This window comes from Crenobacter caeni, from assembly GCF_010435965.1.
GTDB lineage: Bacteria > Pseudomonadota > Gammaproteobacteria > Burkholderiales > Chromobacteriaceae > Craterilacuibacter > Craterilacuibacter caeni.
This window is the reverse complement of the sequence record NZ_JAAGAA010000004.1, coordinates 228,468-253,296: the sequence shown is the minus strand read 5'-3', so window position 1 is coordinate 253,296 and position 24,829 is coordinate 228,468. Positions and strand designations below refer to the sequence as shown.

Below are 24,829 nucleotides of genomic sequence, written 5' to 3'. Positions count from 1 at the left end.
GAGTATCTTACGATATGTTTGACCTCAAGGCCTTTTTCGGCACGCTCGCCGGTCGTGGCACGACGTTCCACGCCACGGCAACCAGCGTCACCCAGCTTGCCAAGAACCTGCCCGAGGCCGAGTTCTACAGTACCTTCATCGAAATCATCAAGGCGGTCGCCAAGCTCAACGCCGACGTCGAGGTGCCGCTCGCCGAGCGCATGCAGGCACTCGCCTACGTCGACGACAAGGCGTACAGCTTCCACGAGAAGATCTGCCGCGACCTCTTGGCCAACACCGGCCGGCCGCAACTGCACCTGCCGAGCATCCTGTCCTACTTGTCCGAGCTCTCCAACGGCTACCAGATCTGCCTGCGCCAGGCGCAACGCGGCAAGGTGCCGACCGACGGCGCGCTCAAGCAGTGCGCGTTGCGCGCGCTGCAGCACCAGTTGAGCCTGATCAAGTGGAGCGCCCTGCGCTACCTGTCCGCCGACGGTTCGACCTGGCAGCAGGCTTACCACATCTACGCATTCGCAGAGTCGCAGGGCTTCGCCCGCGAAGCCATCCGCGCGTACGAGTCGCAAGGCGCCGCCAGTTGCGAAGCGACGCTGATCCGTGCGGCGATGCTGCATCTGGCGCAGACCGACAACTTGCTGCCGCAGGAAATCGAGGGGGTCGACCGCCTGTTGCAGCGCCTGATCGAAGAGGTCCACCTGACGCGGGAGCCGGTCGCGACCGACTTCCAGTACGTGATCAACCTCGACAAGCCGCAGCCGCCACAACTGATGCGCCGCGGCACCACCGGCAACGGTTGCCGCTACTGGTCCGGCGAGTCTGTCCTTAACCGGCTGGCCGACCTGATGCTTGCCTTCGAGCAGAAGATCCCGGACAGCCTGCTCTCGGCCGTCCCCAGGCTTGCCGAGCCTGACTGGCAGTTGCTGCTGGAAAAGCTGTCCACCCGCTGGAGCCAGGACGGCGGCAAGTCGATGCGCCGCCACGAGCGCACGACGACTTATACCGACGCCCGCGTCGAAGTCGGCCTCGAGCGCATCGCCCTCGCGCTCAAGCTCTATCAGGGCGTCGGCAGCGGGCAGGAAGACAACTGGAAAGTCAGCGACGTGAGCCCGACCGGCGTCGGCCTGGTGTTCCTCGGCCGCGACATCGACCAGCTGAAACTCGGACGCCTGATCTGGTTGTCCAGCGCCTCGCTAGACAGCACGCTGGGCGTGATCCGCCGCATTCAGCGGCTGGCCGAAGGCGGCACCCGCGTCGGGGTCGAGATCATCGCGGAGAACCCGCTGGTGGTCGGCCTCTCCGAAGGCGAGTCCGGAGAAAACTCGGCGCCGCTGCCGGCGCTCTACGTCACCCAGGCGAACGCGCGCAATTCGGCGAGGATGCTGCTGATCCCCGAGCGGCTGGCCCGGCGGGATCTGCCGCTGATCTTCAGCGCCAACGGCAAGGCGTACCAGATCCGGGTCAAACAGCGCACCGCTGCCTTCGAAGAAGCCGCGCAGGTCGACTTCGAAACCCTGGACAGGGTCGGCGCCTGAAGCCTCAGCGCTTGCCCCCACCCGACCTGGCGTCAACCGGAGGCAGGTGCTGGTAAAAGGCAGGGTCTGTATCGAACAGGGTGCCGATCCGGCCCGTCTGGGATGCGCAGGCGATCAGCAAGGCCCGGTTGATCGCCTCCTTCTTGCTGACCCCCCACCACTCGATCATCTTGTCGAGCGACTTTTGTGCCTCGCGCGAGAGTTCCACCGTCACCGATAGCTCCTGCAGCCGCTTGCGGCGCAGTTCGCGGCTACGGCGCTTGCGCTCGGCCACGGTCATCGCGCGCTCGCCCAGCGGCTTGCGGCCCGGCTTCTTGCGCAGGCCACCGATCAGGTCGCCGGTGTAATGGTCGCAGGGATCTCTCATGCGCTATAGGTGACGGGTCACGACAAAGGGGCGGAATCATAGCACGCACAAGGCCGTTCGGCGAGCAGCCGCTTAGCGCCAGCGCGGAATGAAACGGCGCAGCGCGTGCATCAGCACCAGCGCGGCAGCGACCCAGCCGCACCCCAGCAAGGTCGCCCACAGGCGCCAGCCGACCAGCCCGAGATCACCCCCCGGCAGGCGGGCAACGTCGATCAGCAGCAGCACGAGCGCGGTCACCACTGCGCTGAATGCTAGGTAGTCGACACGCAAGGCGTACGGGTAGGCTGCGGACAGCAAGACAATCGATGCAAGCAGCGGCCAGACGCCGGGCAGGAACACGAGCTGCAGCCAGGCGAGCACCACGCCGGCCAAAGTGCCGATGACCCGCTCGCGGATGCGCCGCCAGGCCAGCGCGTCGTCCACATGCATGACAAAGAGGATGGTCAGCGCGACCCAGCCGGGCTCGACGAAGTGAAGCACTTGGGCGCTGAGCGTGCCCAGCAGGATGGTCAGCGGCAGCGTCATGCCGTACAAGGGGCCATTGGTGTCGCCACCCAGCACGGCACCGATCTCCCGCAACGGCGATGCGGTCGCCTGCTCGAAGCCCGCCGCCAGCGCGAGGACGAGTGCGAACAGCGCACCGGCTAAATAGGCAACCCCCAGCGCCGCCGTCGCAGGAAATCCCAGTTCGGCAAGCACCAGCGCAGACGCCGCATATTTGCCCAGCAAGCTCAGATAGGCGTGCTCGGGCCGAGGCTGGCCGGCGAGAAAGCTTGCCAGCAGCAGTGCGGACAGCGCCGCCCAGCGATGACCGGCAAACAGGAGCCCCAGCGCCGCACAGCCGACCACCAGCAGCGCACCTCCCAACACCGCCACCGTTCGCGAGGCGGCGCGTGCGCGCGGATCGATGGTCAGCGCGAACAAGCCGCCCAGCGCGACGAAGGCACCCAGCAGCGGCTCGCCGCAGGCGACGCCGCCGGCCGACGGCACGCCGAGCGCGAGCACGAACAGGCCGGCGCGACGCGCATCGGCACGCGTCGGCGGCGAAAAAGGGCGCTTGGCGTCCATCGGTCAGAGCCTCCTGGCAACCCTGCCGTTGTAGACGAGCTCAATGCGTGGTGCGCGCCCCTAGGCGAACACGTGCCACACGCCCGCCTGGACGGCCAGGGCGAAGACGGCGGCAAACAGGTCGTCGAGCATCACGCCCAGCCCGCCGCCGACCCGGGCATCGACCAGACGGATCGGCCACGGCTTGACGATGTCGAACAGGCGGAACAGCGCAAAGGCCAATAACCAGCCGGCCGCGGTAGGCGGCGCGTAGATCAGCACCAGCAGCATGGCGACGATCTCGTCCCACACGATGGCGCCGGGGTCGTGCGCGCCGAGCGACCGCCCTGCCCGCGCGCAGATCGGCACGCCCGCGACAAACAGGAAGCCGACCAGCAGCAGCATCAACCCTTCGGGCAGCCCAAGCCACGCCCACAAGGCGTAAAGCGGAAACGCGGCGAGCGTGCCGAAGGTGCCGGGCGCACGCGGTGCGAGGCCGCTACCGAAGCCCAGGGCAAGAAAGTGGGCCGGGTGGGCCAACAGGAAACGCAAGTCGGGTTTCGTCATCGGAAGTGATCGTAGCTCGCATGCGTTAGGAAGACGGGCGTGCCGCCGGGCACATCCAGCAGGCGGACCCCCTCGCCGGAAACCGCGGCACCGACGCGGGTGAGCCTCAAACCCAACTCGGCAGACAGCGCCTCGATGGCCGCGCGGTGCGCGCGCGGCGCGGTAAAGCACAACTCGTAATCGTCACCACCGGCGGCAAAGAGCGCCGGCGCCCGGACGCGCAGCGGCAACAACGCCTCGGCGCAAGGCAGCGCGGATAGCCACAGCTCGGCGGCGACGCCCGAGCGCTCGCACAGGTGCGCAAGATCGCCGCAGAGCCCGTCGGAGACGTCGAGCGCGGCGCTGGCGAGGCCACGCAGGCGCTCGCCCAGCTGCAGGCGCGGCTCGGGCCAGTCAAGCCGTCGTTCGGCGTAGCGGATGGCGTCGAAGCTGGCGTCCGGCGCGCGGCCGCCCCGCCACGCGACCGCCAGCGCAGCCCCGCCGAGTTCGCCACTCACCCAGATATCGTCCCCCGCCTGCGCGCCGTCGCGGCGGACCGCCTGTCCGGCAGGCACTTCGCCGATCAGCGTGACCGACAGCGTCAGCGGCCCGCGGGTGGTGTCCCCGCCGACGAGGTCCACCCCGAAACGGTCGGCCAGCGCAAAAAACCCGCGCGAGAACGCGGCGAGCCACGCTTCGCCGGCCTCGGGCAGCGCGATAGCCAGCGTCGCCCAACGCGCGCGCGCACCCATCGCGGCGATGTCGGACAGGTTGACCGCCAGCGTCTTGTGGCCGAGCGACTCGGGGTCGACGCCGGCAAAGAAGTGCCTGCCTTCGACCAGCATGTCGCTGGTCACCACCAGCTCCATTCCGGGTGTCGGCGCGAGGATGGCCGCGTCGTCCCCCACTCCGAGCACGGCGCCCGGCGCGGGACGGTCGAAATAGCGGCGTATCAATTGGAATTCGTTCATCTGGGCAAAAAAACACCCGCCTTGGCGGGTGTGCGTGTAGCGGGTGACAGACTCAGCCCTGCGCGCCCTGGCGGCGCGACTTCTGGCGGGCGACCTCTTCGGCACGGACGTCGGCGGCGAGCTTGTCGAGCACGCCGTTGACGAACTTGTGGCCGTCGGTGCCGCCGAAGGTCTTGGTGATCTCGATGGCCTCGTTGATGATCACCGGGTACGGTGTTTCCGGCAGCTGGGTCAGTTCCATCGCAGCCATCAGCAGTACCGAACGCTCGACCGGGCTGACTTCCTCGGCCTTGCGTTCGTGGTAGCGGTCGACCAGCGGCCCCAGTTCGGCCGCGTCCTTGATCACGGTGTACAGGAGGTTGCGGAACAGCGCCTCGTCAGCCTTGACGAAGTAGTCGTTCTCGCGCAGGTGCTTCTCGATCAGCGAAGCCGGGGTTTCCGGGTTCAGCAGCCACTCGTAGATGCCTTGTACGGCAAACTCGCGGGCGCGGCGGCGTGCGGTTTTCATGGTGTTGTCCTTATTAAAGATCGGGCGCGGCAGAAGCTCAGCCGCGCAGGGCTTTTTGCAGGTTGGCCATCTCGACCGCCACGCGGGCCGCGTCGCGACCCTTCTCTTCCATCCTCACCTCGGCCTGCTCGTCGGTTTCGGTGGTCAGGATCGCGTTGGCGATCGGCAAGGCGGCGTCCAGCGTCACGCGGGTAACGGCGGCGCCAGACTCGTTGGAAACCAACTCGAAATGGTAGGTCTCGCCGCGGATCACCGCACCCAACGCGACCAGCGCGTCGAAGCGGCCGCTCGCGGCCATGGTCTTGAGTACCAGCGGGATTTCCAGCGCGCCGGGCACCGACGCGAGCGTGATGTCGGCCGGGGCGACGCCCAGCACCGACAGCTCGGACAGGCAGGCGTCGCGCAGACCGTGGCAGACATCCTCGTTGAAGCGGCTCATCACGACGCCGACACGAAGGCCCTGGCCGTTGAGGTTGGATTCGATACGACGGACGGCGTCCAGCATGCTGCTCTCCTGCTCATAGGGGTGGGCGCGCCTTGCGCGGCAAGGCGCGGGATTTTACCGGAAAACGCGCGCCCGCGCACGTGGGCGGTACCGGGCGCGGGCAACAACAAGGGTCAGATATCGATATGCAGCGACTGCGGCTGGCAGAAGCCGGCGACCTCGAGGTCGAAACCGACCATGGACGGCAGGCTGACCGGCGATGCCATCAGGCGCATGCGCCCGACACCGACCGCCTTGAGCATCTGCGCACCGATGCCGAAAGACTTGCTGTCCCACGCCGCGCGCGGCGTCGCCTCGCCGGCTACCGGCAGTGCACGGGCGGCCAGGTCGTCGCCGCTCTCGGTCCGGTGCAACAGGATGACCACCCCCTTGCCCGCTTCTTCAATTGTTTCCAGCGCGAACGGCAGTGTCCAGCTGTGCGCGCTGGAGAGCGGGTCGAGCAGGTCCATCACCGACAGGGGCTCGTGCACGCGCACCAGCACTTCCTCGTCGGCGCGGATGTCGCCCTTGACCAGCGCGAGGTGGGTATCCTCGCCGGTGGTGTCGCGGAACACGTGCAGCACGAACTCGCCGAACGGAGTGACGATCTCGCGCGAGCCGGTGCGGGTGACCAGGCTCTCGGTGCGGCTGCGGTAGGCGATCAAGTCGGCGATGGTGCCCACTTTCAGGCCGTGCTGCTCGGCGAAGGCGATCAGTTCGGGCATGCGCGCCATGGTGCCGTCGTCGTTCATGATCTCGCAGATCACCGAAGCGGGCGCGAGGCCTGCCAGCCCTGCAAGGTCACACCCTGCCTCGGTGTGCCCCGCACGCGCGAGCACCCCACCCTCGACCGCCTTGAGCGGGAAGATATGCCCCGGCTGCACGAGATCCGACGGCTGCGCGTCGCGCGCGACGGCCGCCTGCACGGTGCGCGCGCGGTCGGCCGCCGAGATGCCGGTGGTCACCCCGCGCGCCGCCTCGATCGACACCGTGAAGTTGGTGCCCAAGGGCGTGCCGTTCTTGCTCGTCATCAGCGGCAACTCGAGCGCCTCGCACTTGTCGGCGGTCAGCGTGAGACAAATCAGGCCGCGTCCGTGCTTGGCCATGAAGTTGATCGCGTCGGCGCTTACGTGCTCGGCCGCCATCACGAGGTCACCCTCGTTCTCGCGGTCCTCGGCGTCGGCGAGCACGACCATCTTACCGGCGCGGATGTCGTCGATGATGTCCTGGATGGGGGAGATCTTCATTTTTCAGCCTTTGTGGCAGGGACCATCCCTGCGTTCTATGTATGCAAACTTCAAATGCTGGCGGCAAGCCCAAAATCAAGGCTCAGGTAGTCGCCGTCTGCGCGCACGTCTCCGTCGGCCAGCGCGAGCGGCTTGGCAAACAGCGGGCCGCCGGTCACCAGCGTATGGAATTCGCCGGCCTCGCCGCACGGGTCGATGCCGTCGGCGAGCATACGCTCGATCAGCGCGTGGTCGAGCACCCGCCCCAGATAGTCGTCGGCCATCAGGTCGCGGCGGATCACCACGATGCGCGCGGCAAAGCCCGCGTCGACAAATTCGCGCACCAGCGCAAGCCTGTCCTCGCCCCACAAAGGCAGCACCGGCGCAAGGCTCGCCTGCGCGCACACCTGCTCTTCCCACTGGCGGTGCGCGGCAAGGTCGATGTCGCCGAACACCGCAGCCACCGCACCCATCGCCCGCGCGCGGCCCAGCTGTTCGACGAATACCCGCTCGTAGTCGCCCCAACTGGCCTGCCCGCTGATGCGCGGCAGGCCCAGCGCGGCGGCCTGTGCGTCCAGCACCGCCGGCAAGATGCCGTGCGAGCGGCTGCGCCCGCCGGTCTCGTCGAGCATGGTCAATAGCGCGAGCGGCTTGCCGCCGGCGCGCACCGCGCGCCACAGCGCGAGCGTGGAGTCCTTACCGCCGCTGTACGACGCGACAAACGGCGTGCCTTTCGCGATCACGCGAGCGCCTTTTGCGCGAGCACGCGCTCGACGGTGTCGACGATGGCCTGCGTCTGCGGGTCGACCTCGATATTGACGAGGTCTCCCGCGGCGCAGAAGCCCAGCTTGGTGCGCGAGAGCGTCTCGGGGATCAGGAACACCGAGAATTCCCCGTCCCGCACGTCGCCGACGGTCAGGCTGACGCCGTCGATGCCGATATAACCCTTGTCGAACACGTATTTGCGGACAGGCTCGGGCAGCGCGAAGCGCACGGTGCGGTTGTTCGGGGTGTCGGTCACGCTGACGATGGGCGCCGTGCACAGCACATGGCCGGACATCGCGTGGCCGCCGATTTCATCGCCGAAGCGCGCGGCGCGCTCGACGTTCACCCGGTCGCCGACCTTCAGTGCCCCCAGGTTGGTCGCGCGCAGCGTCTCCTGCATCAGGTCGAACGCGACGACGTCACCCTCGACGGCGGTCACGGTCAGGCACACGCCGTTGTGCGCGACCGAAGCGCCCAGCTCCAGGCCGGGCAGCAAAGCCTCGGGCAGGCGCACCTTGTGGGTGCGGAAATTTTCCTTTTCGGCGACGGCGACAAGTTCGGCCATCCCCTGGACGATCCCGGTAAACATTCTGGAAGATCCTGCGCAAAATCGGATGCCGGCATTGTACCTGCAACGCCATGAAATGGCTGCCCGGCGAGTCTTGGCAAAATTCGGTACAATGCGCGGTTTACGAAATCCGCATCCCGACCGAGCAATGTCCACCGAGTTGACCCGTATCGCCGCCGAGGCCGCGCGCCGCCGCACCTTCGCCATCATCTCCCACCCCGACGCGGGCAAGACCACGCTGACCGAGAAGCTGTTGCTGTTCTCCGGCGCGATCCAGATGGCCGGCACGGTCAAGGGCAAGAAGGGCGGCAAGTTCGCGACCTCCGACTGGATGGAAATCGAGAAGCAGCGCGGCATCTCGGTCGCCTCGAGCGTGATGCAGTTCGACTACCGCGAGCACACGGTCAACCTCTTGGACACCCCGGGCCACCAGGACTTCTCGGAAGACACCTACCGCGTGCTAACCGCGGTCGACGCCGCGCTGATGGTGATCGACGCGGCCAAGGGTGTCGAGGAGCAGACCATCAAGCTCTTGAACGTGTGCCGCCTGCGCGACACGCCTATCGTCACCTTCATGAACAAGTACGACCGCGAAGTGCGCGACAGCCTCGAGCTGCTCGACGAGGTCGAGAACGTGCTGAAGATCCGCTGCGCGCCGATCACCTGGCCGATCGGCATGGGCAAGAACTTCCGCGGCGTCTACTCGCTGTTGACCGACCAGGTGATCCTGTTCGAGGCGGGCTCGGACCGCCTGATCACCGACGTCGAGCTGATCGAAGGCATCGACAACCCCGAGCTGGACCAGCGTTTCCCGCTGGAGATGGAACAGCTGCGCATGGAGATCGAGCTCGTCAAGGGCGCGTCCAACGAGTGGAACCTCGAGGAATTCCTCGCCGGCGAGCTCACCCCGGTGTTCTTCGGCTCGGCGATCAACAACTTCGGCGTGCGCGAAATCCTCGACGCGCTGATCGACTGGGCGCCCGCCCCGCAACCGCGCGACGCGACGGTGCGCGTGGTCGACCCGGCCGAGGAGAAGTTCTCCGGCTTCGTGTTCAAGATCCAGGCCAATATGGACCCCAAGCACCGCGACCGCATCGCCTTCATGCGCGTGTGCTCGGGCCGCTTCGAGCGCGGCATGAAGATGAAACACCTGCGCCTGAACCGCGACATCGCGGCATCCAGCGTGGTGACCTTCATGTCGCACGACCGCGAGATCGTCGAGGAAGCCTACGCCGGCGACATCATCGGCATCCCCAACCACGGCAACATCCAGATCGGCGACTCGTTCTCCGAGGGCGAAGCGCTGTCGTTTACCGGCATCCCGTTCTTCGCGCCGGAGATGTTCCGCTCGGTGCGTATCCGCAACCCGCTCAAACTCAAGCAACTGGCCAAAGGCCTGCAACAGCTGGGTGAGGAAGGCGCGGTGCAGGTGTTCAAGCCGGAGACCGGCGGCGACCTGATCCTGGGCGCGGTCGGCGTGCTGCAGTTCGAGGTGGTCGCCTCGCGCCTGGCCGCCGAATACGGCGTCGACGCGATCTTCGAGTCGGCCAGCATCTGGTCGGCACGCTGGTTCAGCTGCGCGGACCGCAGGAAGCTCGACGACTTCGTGAAGGCGCTCGCCGGCAATATCGCGGTCGACGCTGGCGGCAACCTCGCCTACCTCGCACCCAACCGCGTCAACCTGCAGCTCACGCAGGAGCGCTGGCCGGACATCGTGTTCCACGAGACCCGCGAACACGCGGTCAAACTGAACGACTGAGCATTGCGGGGCGGACATGGCGGCGGGTGACTTGTACGAATTCTGGCAAACGATGCGCGGCAGCTACGCTGCCGACATCGTGCGCTCGGGCGTGCTCATCGCCGTACTGGTAGCGCTGAGGATCGCGATCGGCCGCGCCATCGGCGCCAATACCGACTGGACGCTGGACGACAGGCGGCGCTGGTCGATCACCGCGCGCAACGTGCTGTTCGTCAGCGGCGTCGCCGGGATCGCGCTGATCTGGGCGTCCGAGCTGCAGACCATCGCGGTGTCGATGCTGGCCTTCGCCGCCGCGGTGATCCTGGCGACCAAGGAGCTGATCATGTGCCTGACCGGCGGCCTGCTCAGGAGCGCGTCGAACAGCTACAGCCTCGGCGACCACATTGAAGTTGCGCACATCCGCGGGCGGGTGGTCGACATCGGCCTTCTGACTACCACGGTGATGGAGATCGGCCCCGAGCACGACAGCCACCAGATGACAGGCCGCGCGCTCGCCTTCCCGCACAGCCTGCTGCTGACGCAGCCGGTGATCCAGGAAAATTACATGGGCGAGTACGTGGTGCACACGGTCAAGCTGACTCTGCCGTACACCTTGCCGCCGGCGCGCGCCGAACGCCTGCTGCTCGCCGCCGCCCAGGACGCTGTCGCGCCCTTTCTTGCTGCCGCGCAAAGGCATATGTCGCGCATCGAGGCGATCCACCATCTGGACACTCCGTCGGTCGAGCCGCGGGTGTCGGTGCAGACGCTCAACGATACGAGCTACCTCTTGAGCCTGCGTATCGCGCTGCCCGCCAAGTCGCGCCAGCGGACCGAACAGCTAATCCTCAAGCATTTCCTGCGCGAAGCCTTCCCCGAGCCTGCCGATGACGTTTCGGCAGGCAACGTCCAACCCTTCCCTTCCCAACAGGCTTGATTCCCATGAGCAAGACCCGGATCAAAACCTACGACAAGATCATCATCGAGAGCCTCAAGCTGTTCAACGAGCACGGCGAGCGGGCGATCACCACCAACCATATCTCGGCGCACCTGGGCATCAGCCCGGGCAACCTGTACTACCACTTCCGCAACAAGGAAGAGATCGTCTTCCAGATCTTCCGCGAGTACGAGGCGTTCATCCGCGAGCAGCTGACGCCGCCAGCGGACCGGGCGCCGACGGTGGACGACCTGTCGCGCTACCTCGACGCGATCTTCCAGGGCTTCTGGCGCTTCCGCTTCATGTTCGACGACCTGCCGGGGCTGCTCTCGCGCAACCCGCAGATGCAGGCCGAGTACCACCACTTCATCGGCACCGAGCTGCAGCCGATGATGATCGCCTTCCTGAAGGGCTTTCAGCAGTCGGGCTTCCTCAACTTCGAGGATGAGGAGACCATCGGCCTGTTGGCGGTCAACATCTGGATCGTCGTCAAGTTCTGGTACGCGTTCGAGCAGTCGGCCAAACCCAAGGTGCCGATCTCGCCGGAAACCGGCCGGCGCGGCGCCCGCCAGGTACTCGCGCTGATGCGCCCCTACGTCAGCGCCGACCACCTCGAAAGCTTCAAGGCGCTCGACGCGCGCTACCGCTAGCCCCTCTCCGCCACGGCCGCCAGCCGGGGTTCTGCCTCGCGGGCGAAATCGCCGGCCAATGCCGGCCGCAAAGGAGTTCAGGCGGTAAGGGCGTCCCCGCCCCAGAAGGCGACGCCCGCCTTGCCCGCGTGTTTGGCCCGGTACATTGCGGCGTCGGCCCGCTCGAGCGCGGCCGCCGCGCTCATGCCGGCGGCCTGCGCGACCAGCACGCCGATGCTGGCCGACACCCTCACCGGCCCGCCGTCAAGCACGATGGGCGCCTCCAATTCGGCGAGTAGCCGGCCCGAAATCTGCACGACGCTCTCGCGGTCCGGCTCGCCTTTCAGCAGCAAGGCGAACTCGTCCCCTGCCAACCGCGCCAGGGTATCCCCATCGCGCAGGCAGGACGCCATCCTTTGCGCGGCGACCTGCAGCACCCGGTCGCCCGCCGCGTGCCCGAGATGGTCGTTCACGGCCTTGAAGCCGTCCAGGTCCATATACATCAGGACAAAACTCCCGCTCGTGCGCGCGTCCTGCGCCAGCCGGTGTTCGAGACGGTCGAGGAACAATGTCCGGTTGACGAGGCCAGTCAGCGCGTCGTGGAACGCAAGCTGGCGAACCGCGCGCCAGCTCGCCTCGCGCTCGCTGATGTCGTCGACCTGCAACAACAGGCCGCCCCCGTCAGGGCCGGGCAGGCGGGTGACGGTCAGCTCCGCCTCGAACGCGCCCATGCGGCCGACCAGGCGGCACTGGCCACGCCAGGACTCCCGCTGCCCCGCCGGCTCGGCGCAGCGTGCGTACATGACCATCGCGCGCGCGTCGTCGCCGCAAAAAAAACCGGCGAGTGTCGTGCCGAGGAGAAAATCACCGAACAACTCGCAGGCAGCCGGGTTGGCCTGGGCCACCCGCCCCTCCTCGGCCAACAGCAGCCCATGCGCCAGGTGCTCGAACAGGTGCTCGAAACGCTGCTCGCTCACCACTCGCCCCGCTTCGGCGGCATTCTTGCGGCCGATCAGGGCGTTGACCGCGCGGACCACTTCGCCAAGCTCGTCGTCCGCGCGGATCGCCAGCGGTTCGATTTGACCTGGACGCTCCAGACGTCGCAGCGCGCCGCCAAGCGCCGCGAGGCGCGCGCCCAGCCGGCTTTGCACGACCCATACCGCGGCCAGGCCGACCAGCAGGATCGCGGCGACGGCGATGAGTGCCAGCCGGTTGACCTGCGCGGAGGCCAGCAGCGACTGGTCTCGGCGCAGGCTTTGCCCGAGAAACAGCGCGGGGCGGCCGTCCAGGTCGCTCACGCCTATCCAGCTGTCGACACGGTGACTGCGCATCAGCGTCAGCGGCGCATCGGTGGTCCGCCCCGCGTGCCGCCAGGCGACCACCTCGTCGGGCAGTTGCCGCGAGGTCAGCGACAGCACCCGGGTGTTGTTGCGCAGGAAGGTCGACTGGCTCCTGAGTACGATGCGGTCGGCGCGGGTGGCCCACAGCAGGAAGCCGGAGGGCTCGGCACCCGCGTGCAGGCCCTGCACCGGCGCGAGCGAAATATAGTAAGGGCCGGTCGGGAAACGGACGATGCCCGAGATTACGTACGGGTCGTCCGAAGCGGCGAGCCGGTACAGGTGGCGGCCGAACTCGCTGTCCGGGCGCAGCGCGCCGGCCAGGCGCCGGCTGTCGAAAATCACCTGCCGCCCGGAGAGTTCCGCCGTAAAGACCGGCGAGGCGTCGCGTTTGAAGAGGGCCACCCAGTCGACGCCGAGGTCGGCCAGACGTGCCGGGCCGACGTAGGGCAGCAGGTGTCCGAGACCCTTCCCGTTGGCGGCGTCAGCCAACTGTTGCCAGCGCGTCCAGTCACGCTGCGCGCGCACCATGCCCGACGCGGCTTCAAGGTAGCTGTCGCGCATGCGTAGCGCCTCGGCGCTGGCGGAGGTACGCTCGCCCGTCTCGATGGCAGGGATCAGCCACAGCCTGCCCAGCCCCCAGACCAGCGCGGCCACCAGCAGCGACAGTACGCACACCCATAGCGCGGCCTGGCGGGCCAGCGTGCCCGGGCAATACAAGAGTTGACGGAATGATCGCATGGCGCCCGGGCGTCGCCCGCCCCTGGCGGACAAATATCCAAAATAATTAAACTAACCGAACTGCCTTCTGAAGCGCAACAAGCCGGCAGCGAAAGCGGCCATGCCCAGCGCCATCATGCCGAGTACCGAAGGCCACAGCGCGGCGACGGTCTGCCCCTTGAGCAGCAAGCCAAATGAAATATTGATGAAATAATACAACGGAGAAAAGTGAGTGAATACTGCAAGCCATTCGGGCATCGCTTCCGGCGGCGTCCACGCGCCGGAGAGGAACAGCATCGGCGCGAGGATCAGGATGGTCAGCATCCCCGCCTGCGCAAGGTTGCGCGCGACGGTCGCCGCCAGCAGGCCGAAGCCCGCGCTGGTGAACACGTAAAGCGCGGTCAGCGCGAAAAACGCCGGCACGCTGCCGGCCATCGGCACGCCGAAACACGGCCTGAGCACGCCGAACAGTGCGAGCGCCGTGCCGGCCAGGATCACCAGCGTCATCGACAGCACCTTGGGCAACAGGATCTGCAGCGGGGTGAGCGGGCTGACCAGCAACTGCTCGATGGTGCCGCGCTCCTTCTCGCGCACGGCGGCGGCCGCCGGCAGCAGCACCGAGAAGATGGTGATCACGTTCAGCAGCTCCGAGATGCCCATGAACCAGCTGTCTTCCTGGTTTGGGTTGAACCACACCCGGGTGCGGTTCTCGATGACGGGCAGCGGCGTCTTGCCGGCGTCCACCGTTTCCAGCCCGAAGCGCGCGACGATCTGTTCGGCGTAGCTGGCGGCCAGAAAGCCCAACACCGCGTTGCTGGTATCGACCTGCAACTGCACGTGGGTAGGCTCGCCGCGCGCGAGGTCTTCGCCGAAGCCCGCCGGCACCGTCAGCACCAGCATCGCCCGGCCGCTTGAGAGCGCCGCGTCCGCCGCGCGCTCGCTTGCAAGCTCGCCCTGCAACTGGAAGTACGGCGGCAAGAAGCGGCTGGCGAGCTCGCGCGACGCGCTGCTGTGGTCGACGTCCTCTACATAGGTCGACGCCAGCTTCAGTTGCAGCGACACCCCGGACGCGGCGAGGAAGATGTCGACGGTAAACGCGTACACGATGAAGGCGAGCAGCACGCGGTCGCGCCCCAGTTGGCGCAGCTCCTTGCCGAACATCACCTTCAGTTGCAGGCACCAGAGAGACAGCGCGTTCATGAGGCGGGCCTCTTGCTGAAGAGCGCGTAGCCGGCGGCAAACAGCGCGCAGGCGTACAGCGCGAGCACCAGCAGCGGCCGCCACAGCTCGGCGACCCCTGCCCCCTTGAGGAAGCAGCCGACCACGATATCCGCGTAGTACATCGCCGGCATCGCGTGCGCGACGAAGGACGCGGCGTCCGACAGGGACGTCACCGGGATGATCAGCCCCGAGTAGAGCACCGCCGGGATCAGCGTGATCACCATGGTGACGATCATCGCGGCGATCTGCGTGCGCACCAGCACCGACACCACCAGGCCGACGCCGGTGGTGCACGCCACGTACACCACGCTGGCGAGCGCGAAGAACGCGAAGTCGCCCTTGAACGGCACCCGGTAGAGGCCGACCGCCATCAGCCACAGCAACAGGCTGTTCACGCAGGAGATCGCCACGTAGGGCGCAAGCTTGCCCAGCAGGAACTCGCCGCGGCTGATATCGGACGCGTAGATATTAAAGATCGAGCCGTTCTCCTTCTCGCGCACCACGCCCAGCGCGGTGAGGAAAGGCGGCGAGATCATCAGGATCAGCATGATCAGCTTGGGCGCGAGCGACCAGATGCTCAGCACCGCCTCGTTGAAGAGGTAGCGCACTTCAAGCGTGACCGGCTGCAATCGCGCGCGCACGTCGGCGTACGGCAAGCCGCTGCGCGCGGCAAGGTAATTTGCGGCCGAATCCAGCGAGCGTTCGGCGTTGATCGCGCCGACGTAGCCGCGGATGGTCAGCGCACGGTTGGGAAAAGTGCCGTCGATCAGCGTCTGCACCTGGGCAGGCCTGCCTTGCGCGAGGTCGCGCCCGAAACCGGGCGGGATCACCAGCACCGCGCGCACCTCCCCGCCGGCGATCAAGTCGTAGGCGTCGGCCTCGTTGGCCGCGTAGCCCTTGAAGTCGAAGTAGCGCGAGCCGATGAAGCGGTAGCCGTAGTCGCGGCTTTGCGCGGTACGGTCGTGGTCGATAAGCGCGAACGGCACATTTTCCACGTCGAACGACAGCCCGTAGCCGAACAGCACCATCAACAGCGCCGGCACCACGAAGGCGAGCGCGAAAAAGAGCCGGTCGCGCACGATCTCGCGCCACTCCTTCCACGCCAGCGCCTGCACCCGCTGCATCTTCATCGCCCGGCCTCCTTCTCCAGCGCACGCACCCGCTCGACGAACACGTCCTCCATCGTCAGCACGCGTGCGCGCACCCGCACGCCGCCGTGTTCGCTTGCCAGCGCCGCCAGACGCGCGCCGTCGCGGCACAGCACGTGCAGGCTGCGCCCGTGTACCGACACGCCGCCCAGCCCGGCCGCCGCGAGCACCGGCGCGAAGGCCAGCGCCTTCTCGCCGCTGATCTCGTACAGCGCACCAAGGTCGTGTTCGAGCGCGACCTTCATCGCCTGGGGCGTCGCGTCGGCGACGATGCGCCCGGCGAACATCAGCGCCAGATGGTCGCAGTGCTCGGCCTCGCTCATGTAGTGGGTGGTCACCAGCAAGGCGACGCCGTCGACGCGCGACAGCTTAAACAGCACGTCCCAGAACGCGCGCCGGCCGACGGGATCGACGCCGGAGGTCGGCTCGTCCAGAAACAGCACGCGCGGGCGGTGCACCAGCGCGCAACCGAGCGCGAGACGCTGGCGCTGCCCCATCGGCAGCTCGGCAGCCAGCGTGTCGGCGAGCGTTTGCAGGCCGGCCATCTCGAGCACCCAGTCCAGCCGCGCCGCGCGTTCGGCGCGAGACAGTCCGTACAGGCCGGCGTACAGGCGGATGTTCTCGCTGACGGTCAAATCGAGGTAGAGCGAGAACGCTTGCGACATATAGCCGATACGCGACTTGACGCGGGCGATGTCGACGCCGGCGATGCGCCCGCCGCCGCTGGAGGGCGGCAGGATGCCGGTCAGCATCTTGATCGCGGTGGTCTTGCCGGCGCCGTTGGCGCCGAGCAGGCCGAAGATCTCGCCCTCGCGCACGGTGAAGCTCACGTCCGACACCGCGACAAAGTCGCCGAAACGGCGTGCCAGCGAAATCGCCTCGATCGCCGGCGACGCCTTGCCCGGCGCGGCAGGCACTGCAGCCGCCTCGCCCGCGTCCGTCGGCGCAAGGCTGCCGGCCAGGAGCGCGACGAACACGTCTTCCAGCTCCGCCTCGCCCGAGTCGTAAGCGGTGGCGCTGCCCGCAGCGTCGACCAGCCGCGCGACCGCGCTTTCGGCCGCTTCTCGCGCCAGACCGGGCACGAACACCCGCAAGCAGGGCCCGAGCGCCTCGACCTGCGCGTAGTTCGCGGCGAGCGCCGCGCGGGCGCGCACTTGCTCTTGCGGTACGCAGCTGACCACGCTGCCCGCGCGCAGCGCGAGGATCTCGTGCGGCTGCCCCTGCGCGAGCACCCTGCCCTCGTGCATCAGCGCCATCCGTGCAAAGCGGCTCGCCTCGTCCATATACGCGGTCGACACCAGGGCGGACAGCCCCTGCTCGGCGACCAGTTCGGCGAGGATCTGCCAGAAGTCGCGCCGCGACACCGGGTCGACGCCGGTGGTCGGCTCGTCGAGCACGATCAGCTCCGGCGCGTGGATCAGCGTGCAGACCAGCCCCAGCTTCTGCTTCATCCCGCCGGAGAGCTGCTTCATCGGCCGCGCGCGAAAATCCGCGAGCCGCGTCACGCCGAGCAACTTCTCCTTGCGCGCACGCGCCTGCGCGTCGGGCACCAGGCGCAGCTTCGCGAAGAAGTCGACGTTCTCCTCGACGGAGAGGTCGCCGTACAGGTTCTGCCCCAGCCCCTGCGGCATCAGCCCGATGCGCGCCTTCACCGACTCGGCCGCCGCGTCGCGCGCCATATCGGTGCCGAACACCTCGAGCGTGCCGCTGTCGTAGCGGAGCACGCCGGCGACCGCCTTCATCAGGCTGGACTTGCCCGCACCGTCCGGGCCGATCAGCCCGAACAGCTCGCCCTTGCGCACGGCAAGACTCACGTCAGACACCGCCTGACGCTTGCCGTAGCGCTTGCCAAAGCCGTCGGCCCGGATCACCAGCGCGTCCATCACGGCTACCAGACGGGTTTCTGCCAGGGGGCAGCGGCTTCAGTACGGATCACCGCGTCGGCGGGCAGGCCCGGCGTCAACCGGTGGCCGGGATTGGCCGCGATACCCAACTTCACCGCGTAGACGAGCTTGACCCGCTCGTCGGCGGTCTGCACTTCCTTGGGCGTAAATTCGGCACGCGCGGCGATCTGGCTGACCTTCGCGTCGAACGGCGTAGCCGGCAGCGCGTCGATCCACAACCTGGCCGCCTGCCCGCGCGCGATACGGCCGATCTCGCGCTCGGGCACGTAAACCTTCAGGTGCAGCTTGTCTAGATCAACCAGCTCGAACACCGCGCCGCCGCCGGCAAGCACTTCGCCCGGCTCGCGCAAGCGGCTGAGCACCACGCCGGACGCGGGCGCCTTGAGTGTCAGCTCGCCCTGCATGCCCGCTACCTCGCGGGCGCCCGCGCGCGCCTCATCAAGCTGCGCGCGCGCCTGGCTCGTAGCCTCGTGCGCGTGGGTCGCCAGCAGGCGTATCTGCTCGGCGCGCATCCGCTCGACCGAGCCCTGCGCGAGCAAGGCCTCGAAGCGGCGCGCGTCCCGCTCGGCCTGCTCGGCCTGCGCGCGGGCACGGGTGAGCGCCGCCGCGGCCTGGGTAACTTTGGCGTCGAGCGCCGCCTTGCGCGCGTCGATCTCGTCCGATGCCAGGCGTGCGAGCACGTCGCCCGCGCGCACCGAGTCACCCTCGTTAACCAGCACCTCGGCGAGCCGCCCAGGGTATTTGCTGCTGACCAGCGTGCGGTCGCCCTCGATGCGGCCGTTGACGGCGACCAGCCCCGCCGGCAGTTCGGGGACGCGGTTCAGCCACCACGCGCCAAAAACCAGCAGGGCCGTCAGTGCGACACCCGCTGCAGCAAGGATTCGTGTTTTCTTAGGCATTCTCGTCCCCTTACAGGAGTCCCGCGGCACGGCGCAGGCGCAAGCTGGCGGCCTGCCACGCGTAGCGGGCATCTTCGGCGTTGCGTTGGCTGTCAAAGTGCATGGTTTGCGCGGCAAGCACGTCGGTCTGCGTCGCAAGGCCGTTGCGGTAACGGTTGGTCTGGATCTTCAGCTGCTCGGCCGCCTGCGCGAGCGCGCTGTCGGCCACCCTGAAGCGGGCCTGGGCGTTTTCAAGCTGGCTGGCTGCCTGCGCAAGCTCGAGCGTGATCGCGCGCTCGGTGTCGGCACGCTCGGCCAGCAGGGCGTCGGCCTCGCGCTCGAGCGCGCGCGCCTGGGCACGCGCGAGCCCGCCGTCGAACAGTTGCCAGTGCAGGCCGACGCCGACCGACGCCGCGCCCTTGCGAACCAGGTTGGGGTTGTCCAGCCAGTCGTACGCGGCGAACGCGGCAAGCTGCGGTGCCGCGTCGGCGCGTTTGGCGCGCGCTTCTTCGCTGCGCACTTGGGCAAGTTTCTCGAGCCCGGCCAGTTCGGCCCGGTTGCCGGCGCGCGCGGTAAGACGCGCGGCGGAGAGCTCCGGCGCCTCAAGCCGCGGGTCGCTGACGCTCACCTGGCTTGCCGGTGCGCGGCCCAGGTAGCGGTTGTACGCGGCGCGTGCAAGTTCCAGCGCGTTATCCGCCTCGATGCGCCGGCCTTCTGCTGCGGCGAGCGCAGTGTCCGCGCCCAGCACGTCGACACGTGCCACCACACCCTCGCGGTAGAAGTTGCCGACGTCGCGCCGGTAAGCCTTCAGCGTCGCGACCTGTTGTAAGGCAACCTTTCGCAGCGCCTCGGCGCGCAGCACGTCCAGGTAGACGAGCCCGACCGAGAGCTTGAGCGACTGGCACAGCGCATCCTCTCGCGCACGCGCCGCGTCCTGCCCGGCCCGGGCACCCGCCGCCATCGCGTCCAGAGCGCCACCGGTATAAAGGGGCAGCGTCGCCCGCACGCCGGCGTAGGTGTTCACGCGGTCGGTCAAATCGAACCTGGCCTCGGTCGGTAAACCAAGCGGCGCGAGCGGCGGCACCCTGGCAAGCGCCGAGAGGTCGACCTTGCCTTGCGGCGCGCGGTCGAAGCGGCGCAGGTCGGCGTTGAGGGCGAGCGCCGGGCCCGCCGCCGCCTGTGCAGCCTCGAGTGTCGCCGCGCCGGCCTCGACCCGAAGCCCCGCTGCGAAGAGCGCCTGGTTATTGGCGAGCGCCGCCTGCCACGCCTCCTCCAGCGTTTCCGCGTGCGCGGCGAACGCCGCGCACAGGCATACCCCACCGAGCAAGGCCTTCATGCCGACCCCTGACAAATGAATGATTGTTCATTAGCATTTTAACACATGAGCATGAACAGGGCTTGAGCTGGGTCAGACAGCCTTGCCACCGCGCGACAAAAAACGACACCCGGCACAGGCCGGGTGTGTGTAGAAGTAAAACCGTGGAAGCGCCCTACGCCAGCCGCTTTCCCAGTGCGTCGGTGCTGCGCGCCGCGAAGGCGTACACCGACACTTGCGGGTTGGCGCCGATGCTGGTCGGAAACACCGAGCCGTCCACCACCGTCAGGTTGTCGTACTGCCAGTGGCGGCCGTGCGCGTCGACCACCCCGCTTTGCTCGTCCTTGCCCATCGCCGCGCCGCCCATCACATGCGCGCTGACCACCCGCGCGCGCAGCACCTCGTCCGGCAGCGCCTGCAACTGCGCGTGTGCCTCGGCAAGCGTTCGCGCCGGCGCCGCGTCCTCGTGCACGGTCAGCACGCTTTGCGCGCCGGCGGCGAACTGCAGCTCGGCCATGGTCAGCCAGGCGTGTCGGAACGCGTCCCACAAGGGAGCGGTCAGCGGGTAGTCGAGCAGCGGCGAGCCGTCGCCCCTGAGCTTCACCTGCCCGCCGGTACTTTCGGGGTGGAAGCCGTCGCGGGTCAGTGCGAGCATCACGTTGAGGTTGGGCATCTGCCGCATCTGTCCGCGGTGCGCGCTACCGAAGCCCGTCAGCGTGGTGCCGAGCAACACCGGGTGGATAGGCGGCACCTCGAGCTTGTAGCCGACGCGCTCTGCCAGAGGCCAGCGGTGCAGGAATTCGTCCGAGTACACGGTCTGCGGCGCGCCCTGCCACGGCCGGATTTCCTCGTTCATCACCGCGCCGGAGAGCACCACCGGGTGCAGGAAGGTGCGCTTGCCGGTCTGCGCCGACGCGTCGGCCGCGCCGCTGCGCAAGAGGATCGCCGGCGTGCCGATCGCGCCGGCCGCGAGCACCACCTCGCGCGCGCGCACGGTCAGCGTCTGCCCGCTTGGGCGGATGCCGTCTGCGCCCAGCGCGGCAAGTATCACTCCCGCCACGCGGCGCCCCTGCAGCAGCAGGCGCTCGGCGCGGGCGCGGGTGAGCAGATGCGCGCCCGCGTCGAGCGCGGCGGGGATGGTCGTCACCAGCATGCTCTGCTTGGCGTTGGTCGGGCAGCCCATCCCGCAGTAACCGAGATTCCAGCAGCCCTTCACGTTGCGGCGCATGCGGGCGCTGGAGAGACCCAGCGCCGCACAACCCTTCTCCAGCACGCTGTTATTGGGGTTGGGCGGCATCGCCCAGGTGTCGATAGCCAGGCGCGCCTCCACTTGGGCGAACCACGGTGCCATTTCGGCGTCGGTCAGGCCGGCGAGCCCGTGCGCGTCGCGCCACCAGGCAAGCGTGGTGGCCGGCGTGCGGAACGAACTCGTCCAGTTGACGGTGGTCGAGCCGCCGACGGTACGCCCCTGCAGGATGGTGATCGCCTTGTCCGCCGTCTGCCGCCCGGCGGATTCCTGGTAGAGCTCGGGGTAAGCCAGCGCCTCGACCATCTTGAAGCGGCTGGCGCCAAGCAAGCCGCCCTCCTCGATCAGAACTACCGAGAGGCCGCGCCGCGCCAGCGATTCGGCCGCCATGCCGCCGCCGGCGCCGCTGCCGACGATGACCACGTCGCACTCGAGGTTTTGGTTCGCCTTAAGCGTGGACGCGTCGGTCACCCGCCAGCCGCGTGCGAGGCCTTCGAGCGAGGTGTCATGGATGGGGCTTGTCATTCAAACAGCCTCCTCGCGAACTCGGGCCGCGCATAGCCAATGGCGGCGTGGCTGGCTGCCTGCCCGTACCACGCGGCGTTGATCAGCGCGTGCAGCGCCTGGTAGCCGGCGCGCAGTAGCGCAATGGGCGCGGTGCGCCAGCGCTCGAGGAAGGCCGCGACTTCGGCGGCGCTGGCCTCGCCCCACGCGGGTTTGACCAGCGCAAGGTAGCGCCGGCCCCAGTCCGAACCTATCAGGTCGAACAACTGCCTCACCTCGGCCTGGATCGCCAGCGGCATGCCGGCCACCGCCGCGTCCACCCCGCGCACTACGGCTTCGCGCTGCCCGGCGGTAAGTTCCAGCCCCAGCATCGGCACCGCCAGTGCTGCAAGCATGGGCGCGTCCTGGGCGTTGACAAAGCGCGTGCCGCCCAGCAGCGCGGGCGAGGTCGCGTCGGGGCGCGCGAGCCAGGCCGCGCCCGCCAGCAGCAGCGAGCCGACGAGGCCTGCCTGGATGAAACGGCGGCGGTCGGCCCTCATCGGCCGAGCATCCTTGCGAGCAGCCAGCGCGCGCGCGCGCCGTAAGGCGCGTGCAGCAGCCACAGGGTATTGAGGCGCGGCATGGTGAGCACCGGCTTGAGCTTGGAAAAGGTCAGGAAACCCTCGTGGCCGTGGTAGTGGCCGATGCCCGACGCGCCGACGCCGCCGAACGGCAAATCGTCCTGCGCGACGTGCAGCACCGTGGTGTTCACGCACATGCCGCCTGCGACCGTCTCGCGCTCGGTGCGGGCGATGCGCGCCTTGTCGGTGTCGAAGAGGTACAGCGCCAGCGGGCGCGGCCTTGCGTTCACGTAGGCGATCGCCTCGTCGAAACTGCGGTAAGGCACGATGGGCAACAGCGGGCCAAAGATCTCGTCCTGCATCAGCCGCGAGTCCTCCGGCGCACCCTCGACCAGCGTGAGTGCGAGCTTGCCGCTGGCACTAAGGTCTTCCGCCTTGGGGTTGACCTCGGTGAGCTTCGCGCCGCGCGCGGCTGCTTCGGCAAGCAGGCCGGTGAGCCGCTCGTGGTGGCGAGCGTTGACGATGGCCGTGTAGTCGGGGTTGGCGGCCAGCGTCGGGTACATCCGCGTCGCCGCCGCCCTGATCGCGTCGACAAGCGCCGGCGCTTCAGTTTCTGGTACCAGTAGATAGTCAGGCGCGACGCAGGTCTGCCCGGCGTTCAGCATCTTGCCGACCACAATGCCTTCGGCCGCGCGGCGCGCGTCAAACCCCGGTGCGACGATGCACGGCGACTTGCCGCCGAGCTCCAGCGTCACCGGCGTCAGGTGCTCGCTCGCCGCGCGCATCACGTGGCGGCCGACCGCGGTCGACCCGGTAAACAGCAGATGGTCGAAGGGTAGCGCCGAGAAGGCCGCCGCGACGGCCGCGTCGCCCTCGACCACGTCGACCCAGCCGGCGAGGTAGCGCTTGCACAGCGCAGCCATCAGCGCGCCGGTGTTGGGCGTGAACTCCGACATCTTGACCATCAGCCGGTTGCCGGCGGCAAGCGCCGCCAGCATCGGCCCCAGCGCGAGGTAGACGGGGTAGTTCCACGGCACGATCACGCCGATAACGCCCAGCGACTGGGGCCGGACATGCGCACGCGCCGGCTTGAACCACAGCGACACCGGCCGCCCTTGCGGCTTCATCCAGCGCGACAGGTGCTTCTTGGCGTGGCGAATACCTTCCAGCGACGGGAACAGCTCGGCGAGACGCGTCTCGGTGTCGCTTCTATGCCCAAAATCGGCGGACACCGCCGCGCACCACTCGTGCTCGTGATTCAGCAGCATTTCACGCAGCGCATCGAGCACCCGCTGGCGCGCGGCGAGCGAGGGGTCGGGGTCGGCACGCCACGCGCCGCGCAAGGCGTCGAGCCGCGCGGCAAGGTCGCCGGAAAGCATGAGCGGGGCGGTCGGTGCGTCCATATGATGTTATCCTCGTGTGGCCGGGCGACCGTTCAAACGGTCGTTTGTCATAGTATTTTCACTCTAAGCCAATCGCCTGACGCTGTCACCACCCGCACATCATGCTACTCGACTTCTTCTACTCGCTGCGCGAAGCCGGCGTCCCTGTCTCGATCAAGGAATGGCTGGTGCTGATGGACGCCCTGCGCCGCCACCTCGCCTTCGGCCGTGTCGACGACTTCTACACCCTGTCCAAGCTCGTACTGGTTAAAGATGAGCGCCACTTCGACCGCTTCGACCAGGTGTTCGCGCGCTTCGCGTACGGCATCGAGTCGTCCCTCTCCGATGAAGCGCGCGAGCTGCCCGAGGAGTGGCTAAGAAAACAGGTCGAAAAATTCCTCAGCGAAGAAGAAAAGCAGACGCTTGAAGCGCTGGGCTGGGACAAGCTGATGGAAACGCTGAAGGAGCGGCTGGCCGAACAACACGGCCGGCACCAGGGCGGCAACAAGTGGATAGGCACCGGCGGCACCAGCCCATTCGGCGCGTGGGGCTACAACCCGGAAGGCATCCGCATCGGGCAGGACCAGTCGCGCCACCGCCGCGCGGTCAAGGTGTGGGACAAGCGCGAATTTCGCAACCTGGACGGCGACAGCGAGCTGGACACCCGCAACCTGAAGGTCGCGCTACGCAGCTTGCGCGAATTCGCGCGCGAAGGCAGCGCCGAGGTGCTCGACCTGCCCGCCACCATCGCTGCCACCGCGCAGAACGCCGGCCATCTCTCGCTGCAAATGGTGCCCGAGCTGCACAACGCGGTGAAGGTGATCGTGCTCTTCGACATCGGCGGGTCGATGGACGACCACATCCGCGTGTGCGAGTCGCTGTTTGCCGCCGCGCGCAGCGAGTTCAAGCACCTGGAGACCTTCTACTTCCACAACTGCGTGTACGAGACGGTGTGGCGCGACAACGCGCGCCGCCAGGCCAGCGTCCTGCCGGTGTGGGACCTGATCCACACCTACGGCCAGGACTACAAGCTGGTGTTCGTCGGCGACGCGACGATGAGCCCGTACGAGATCGCCTACCCGGGCGGCAGCGTCGAACACATGAACGAGGAAGCCGGCGAAGTGTGGCTCAAACGCCTCACCCAGCACTTCCGCCACGCCGCGTGGCTGAACCCCGAGGACGAATCGCGCTGGCCCTACGTGCAGTCGATCGCGATGCTGCAGGAGCGCATGGACGGCCGCATGTTCCCGCTGACGGTGGACGGGCTGACCCGCGCGATGCGGGGGCTCAGGCGGGGCTGAG

General features: G+C 67.9%; 23 protein-coding genes. 5 read left to right on the top strand and 18 right to left on the bottom strand.

The genetic code is table 11. The features are described from left to right. The first annotated feature begins 14 nt into the window (after positions 1-14). A complete protein-coding gene (locus GZH52_RS06465; RefSeq protein ID WP_163315668.1) occupies positions 15-1,529 on the top strand; it encodes a cyclic-di-GMP receptor FimW-related protein in 1,515 nt (504 codons plus the stop codon). A gap of 4 nt (positions 1,530-1,533) precedes the next feature. Here GZH52_RS06465 and GZH52_RS06460 read toward each other — a convergent pair whose 3' ends face one another. From GZH52_RS06460 to GZH52_RS06420, 9 genes are all read right to left on the bottom strand, one after another. Beyond that, positions 1,534-1,896: a hypothetical protein gene (locus GZH52_RS06460; RefSeq protein WP_163315667.1), complete on the bottom strand. Its 363-nt coding sequence runs from the start codon at positions 1,894-1,896 to the stop codon at positions 1,534-1,536. A gap of 72 nt (positions 1,897-1,968) precedes the next feature. Further along, positions 1,969-2,964 carry an FUSC family protein gene (locus GZH52_RS06455; protein WP_163315666.1) on the bottom strand — a complete coding sequence of 332 codons (996 nt, stop codon included), beginning with the start codon at positions 2,962-2,964 and terminating at the stop codon, positions 1,969-1,971. A 60-nt stretch (positions 2,965-3,024) separates the two neighbouring features. Beyond that, the gene (locus GZH52_RS06450; RefSeq protein ID WP_163315665.1) at positions 3,025-3,510 is read right to left on the bottom strand and encodes a phosphatidylglycerophosphatase A family protein; all 486 of its coding nucleotides are present in this window, start codon (positions 3,508-3,510) and stop codon (positions 3,025-3,027) included. Next, on the bottom strand, positions 3,507-4,460 hold the full coding sequence (thiL, locus tag GZH52_RS06445) for a thiamine-phosphate kinase (protein ID WP_163315664.1): 954 nt from the start codon (positions 4,458-4,460) through the stop codon (positions 3,507-3,509). Before thiL ends, GZH52_RS06450 begins: the two co-directional genes overlap by 4 nt. A gap of 52 nt (positions 4,461-4,512) precedes the next feature. Then, positions 4,513-4,968, bottom strand: coding sequence for a transcription antitermination factor NusB (gene nusB, locus GZH52_RS06440; protein WP_136550980.1), 456 nt, complete (start codon positions 4,966-4,968; stop codon positions 4,513-4,515). A gap of 37 nt (positions 4,969-5,005) precedes the next feature. Continuing rightward, complete coding sequence (ribH, locus tag GZH52_RS06435; RefSeq protein ID WP_163315663.1) at positions 5,006-5,473, bottom strand: 6,7-dimethyl-8-ribityllumazine synthase; 468 nt, start codon at positions 5,471-5,473, stop codon at positions 5,006-5,008. Between the two features lie 113 nt (positions 5,474-5,586). Next, positions 5,587-6,699, bottom strand: coding sequence for a bifunctional 3,4-dihydroxy-2-butanone-4-phosphate synthase/GTP cyclohydrolase II (ribBA, locus tag GZH52_RS06430; RefSeq protein ID WP_163315662.1), 1,113 nt, complete (start codon positions 6,697-6,699; stop codon positions 5,587-5,589). Positions 6,700-6,749: 50 nt separating this feature from the next. Further along, positions 6,750-7,421, bottom strand: a complete 672-nt coding sequence (locus GZH52_RS06425) for a Dph6-related ATP pyrophosphatase (protein ID WP_163315661.1) — start codon at positions 7,419-7,421, stop codon at positions 6,750-6,752. After that, on the bottom strand, positions 7,418-8,032 hold the full coding sequence (locus tag GZH52_RS06420; RefSeq protein ID WP_163315660.1) for a riboflavin synthase subunit alpha: 615 nt from the start codon (positions 8,030-8,032) through the stop codon (positions 7,418-7,420). The genes GZH52_RS06425 and GZH52_RS06420 overlap by 4 nt, the downstream gene beginning before the upstream one ends. A gap of 127 nt (positions 8,033-8,159) precedes the next feature. Here GZH52_RS06420 and GZH52_RS06415 point away from each other — a divergent pair, with 127 nt between their 5' ends. The 3 genes from GZH52_RS06415 to GZH52_RS06405 are packed head-to-tail and all read left to right on the top strand — an operon-like array spanning position 8,160 to position 11,333. Further along, positions 8,160-9,770 carry a peptide chain release factor 3 gene (locus GZH52_RS06415; RefSeq protein ID WP_163315659.1) on the top strand — a complete coding sequence of 537 codons (1,611 nt, stop codon included), beginning with the start codon at positions 8,160-8,162 and terminating at the stop codon, positions 9,768-9,770. 16 nt (positions 9,771-9,786) lie between these two features. Next, positions 9,787-10,683, top strand: a complete 897-nt coding sequence (locus GZH52_RS06410) for a mechanosensitive ion channel family protein (RefSeq protein WP_163315658.1) — start codon at positions 9,787-9,789, stop codon at positions 10,681-10,683. 5 nt (positions 10,684-10,688) lie between these two features. Then, a complete protein-coding gene (locus tag GZH52_RS06405) occupies positions 10,689-11,333 on the top strand; it encodes a TetR/AcrR family transcriptional regulator (protein ID WP_163315657.1) in 645 nt (214 codons plus the stop codon). A gap of 77 nt (positions 11,334-11,410) precedes the next feature. Here the strand turns inward: GZH52_RS06405 and GZH52_RS06400 are convergent, their stop codons facing one another. From GZH52_RS06400 to GZH52_RS06360, 9 genes are all read right to left on the bottom strand, one after another. Continuing rightward, the gene (locus GZH52_RS06400; protein ID WP_163315656.1) at positions 11,411-13,390 is read right to left on the bottom strand and encodes a diguanylate cyclase domain-containing protein; all 1,980 of its coding nucleotides are present in this window, start codon (positions 13,388-13,390) and stop codon (positions 11,411-11,413) included. 51 nt (positions 13,391-13,441) lie between these two features. Then, positions 13,442-14,569 carry an ABC transporter permease gene (locus tag GZH52_RS06395; protein WP_163315655.1) on the bottom strand — a complete coding sequence of 376 codons (1,128 nt, stop codon included), beginning with the start codon at positions 14,567-14,569 and terminating at the stop codon, positions 13,442-13,444. Next, positions 14,566-15,720, bottom strand: coding sequence for an ABC transporter permease (locus GZH52_RS06390; RefSeq protein WP_163315654.1), 1,155 nt, complete (start codon positions 15,718-15,720; stop codon positions 14,566-14,568). The genes GZH52_RS06395 and GZH52_RS06390 overlap by 4 nt, the downstream gene beginning before the upstream one ends. Continuing rightward, entirely contained in the window at positions 15,717-17,621 is a 1,905-nt protein-coding gene (locus GZH52_RS06385; RefSeq protein WP_163315653.1) for an ATP-binding cassette domain-containing protein, read from the bottom strand. Before GZH52_RS06385 ends, GZH52_RS06390 begins: the two co-directional genes overlap by 4 nt. A gap of 5 nt (positions 17,622-17,626) precedes the next feature. Then, positions 17,627-18,541, bottom strand: a complete 915-nt coding sequence (locus tag GZH52_RS06380) for an HlyD family secretion protein (protein ID WP_163315652.1) — start codon at positions 18,539-18,541, stop codon at positions 17,627-17,629. 10 nt (positions 18,542-18,551) lie between these two features. After that, positions 18,552-19,856 (bottom strand): TolC family protein, encoded by a 1,305-nt coding sequence (locus GZH52_RS06375; RefSeq protein ID WP_163315651.1) that lies wholly within the window; start codon positions 19,854-19,856, stop codon positions 18,552-18,554. A 154-nt stretch (positions 19,857-20,010) separates the two neighbouring features. Then, a complete protein-coding gene (locus GZH52_RS06370) occupies positions 20,011-21,606 on the bottom strand; it encodes a GMC family oxidoreductase (RefSeq protein WP_163315650.1) in 1,596 nt (531 codons plus the stop codon). Then, positions 21,603-22,124, bottom strand: a complete 522-nt coding sequence (locus GZH52_RS06365; RefSeq protein ID WP_163315649.1) for a hypothetical protein — start codon at positions 22,122-22,124, stop codon at positions 21,603-21,605. Before GZH52_RS06365 ends, GZH52_RS06370 begins: the two co-directional genes overlap by 4 nt. Beyond that, positions 22,121-23,548 (bottom strand): coniferyl aldehyde dehydrogenase, encoded by a 1,428-nt coding sequence (locus tag GZH52_RS06360; RefSeq protein ID WP_163315648.1) that lies wholly within the window; start codon positions 23,546-23,548, stop codon positions 22,121-22,123. The genes GZH52_RS06365 and GZH52_RS06360 overlap by 4 nt, the downstream gene beginning before the upstream one ends. 101 nt (positions 23,549-23,649) lie before the next feature. On the opposite strand from GZH52_RS06360, the gene GZH52_RS06355 reads away from it, so the two are divergent. Beyond that, positions 23,650-24,828, top strand: a complete 1,179-nt coding sequence (locus GZH52_RS06355) for a vWA domain-containing protein (protein WP_163315647.1) — start codon at positions 23,650-23,652, stop codon at positions 24,826-24,828. Position 24,829 lies beyond the last annotated feature (1 nt).

Excerpts from the sequence above, each read along its gene's own strand:
- GZH52_RS06395 (WP_163315655.1), bottom strand. The coding sequence starts at position 14,569 with ATGAACGCGCTGTCTCTCTGGTGCCTGCAACTGAAGGTGATGTTCGGC.
- ribBA (WP_163315662.1), bottom strand. The coding sequence starts at position 6,699 with ATGAAGATCTCCCCCATCCAGGACATCATCGACGACATCCGCGCCGGT.
- GZH52_RS06450 (WP_163315665.1), bottom strand. The coding sequence starts at position 3,510 with ATGACGAAACCCGACTTGCGTTTCCTGTTGGCCCACCCGGCCCACTTT.
- GZH52_RS06465 (WP_163315668.1), top strand. The coding sequence starts at position 15 with ATGTTTGACCTCAAGGCCTTTTTCGGCACGCTCGCCGGTCGTGGCACG.
- GZH52_RS06415 (WP_163315659.1), top strand. The coding sequence starts at position 8,160 with ATGTCCACCGAGTTGACCCGTATCGCCGCCGAGGCCGCGCGCCGCCGC.
- GZH52_RS06370 (WP_163315650.1), bottom strand. The coding sequence starts at position 21,606 with ATGACAAGCCCCATCCATGACACCTCGCTCGAAGGCCTCGCACGCGGC.
- GZH52_RS06365 (WP_163315649.1), bottom strand. The coding sequence starts at position 22,124 with ATGAGGGCCGACCGCCGCCGTTTCATCCAGGCAGGCCTCGTCGGCTCG.
- GZH52_RS06375 (WP_163315651.1), bottom strand. The coding sequence starts at position 19,856 with ATGAAGGCCTTGCTCGGTGGGGTATGCCTGTGCGCGGCGTTCGCCGCG.
- GZH52_RS06390 (WP_163315654.1), bottom strand. The coding sequence starts at position 15,720 with ATGAAGATGCAGCGGGTGCAGGCGCTGGCGTGGAAGGAGTGGCGCGAG.
- GZH52_RS06455 (WP_163315666.1), bottom strand. The coding sequence starts at position 2,964 with ATGGACGCCAAGCGCCCTTTTTCGCCGCCGACGCGTGCCGATGCGCGT.
- GZH52_RS06380 (WP_163315652.1), bottom strand. The coding sequence starts at position 18,541 with ATGCCTAAGAAAACACGAATCCTTGCTGCAGCGGGTGTCGCACTGACG.
- GZH52_RS06420 (WP_163315660.1), bottom strand. The coding sequence starts at position 8,032 with ATGTTTACCGGGATCGTCCAGGGGATGGCCGAACTTGTCGCCGTCGCC.
- thiL (WP_163315664.1), bottom strand. The coding sequence starts at position 4,460 with ATGAACGAATTCCAATTGATACGCCGCTATTTCGACCGTCCCGCGCCG.
- GZH52_RS06385 (WP_163315653.1), bottom strand. The coding sequence starts at position 17,621 with ATGGACGCGCTGGTGATCCGGGCCGACGGCTTTGGCAAGCGCTACGGC.
- GZH52_RS06410 (WP_163315658.1), top strand. The coding sequence starts at position 9,787 with ATGGCGGCGGGTGACTTGTACGAATTCTGGCAAACGATGCGCGGCAGC.
- nusB (WP_136550980.1), bottom strand. The coding sequence starts at position 4,968 with ATGAAAACCGCACGCCGCCGCGCCCGCGAGTTTGCCGTACAAGGCATC.
- GZH52_RS06460 (WP_163315667.1), bottom strand. The coding sequence starts at position 1,896 with ATGAGAGATCCCTGCGACCATTACACCGGCGACCTGATCGGTGGCCTG.
- GZH52_RS06355 (WP_163315647.1), top strand. The coding sequence starts at position 23,650 with ATGCTACTCGACTTCTTCTACTCGCTGCGCGAAGCCGGCGTCCCTGTC.
- GZH52_RS06360 (WP_163315648.1), bottom strand. The coding sequence starts at position 23,548 with ATGGACGCACCGACCGCCCCGCTCATGCTTTCCGGCGACCTTGCCGCG.
- GZH52_RS06405 (WP_163315657.1), top strand. The coding sequence starts at position 10,689 with ATGAGCAAGACCCGGATCAAAACCTACGACAAGATCATCATCGAGAGC.
- ribH (WP_163315663.1), bottom strand. The coding sequence starts at position 5,473 with ATGCTGGACGCCGTCCGTCGTATCGAATCCAACCTCAACGGCCAGGGC.
- GZH52_RS06400 (WP_163315656.1), bottom strand. The coding sequence starts at position 13,390 with ATGCGATCATTCCGTCAACTCTTGTATTGCCCGGGCACGCTGGCCCGC.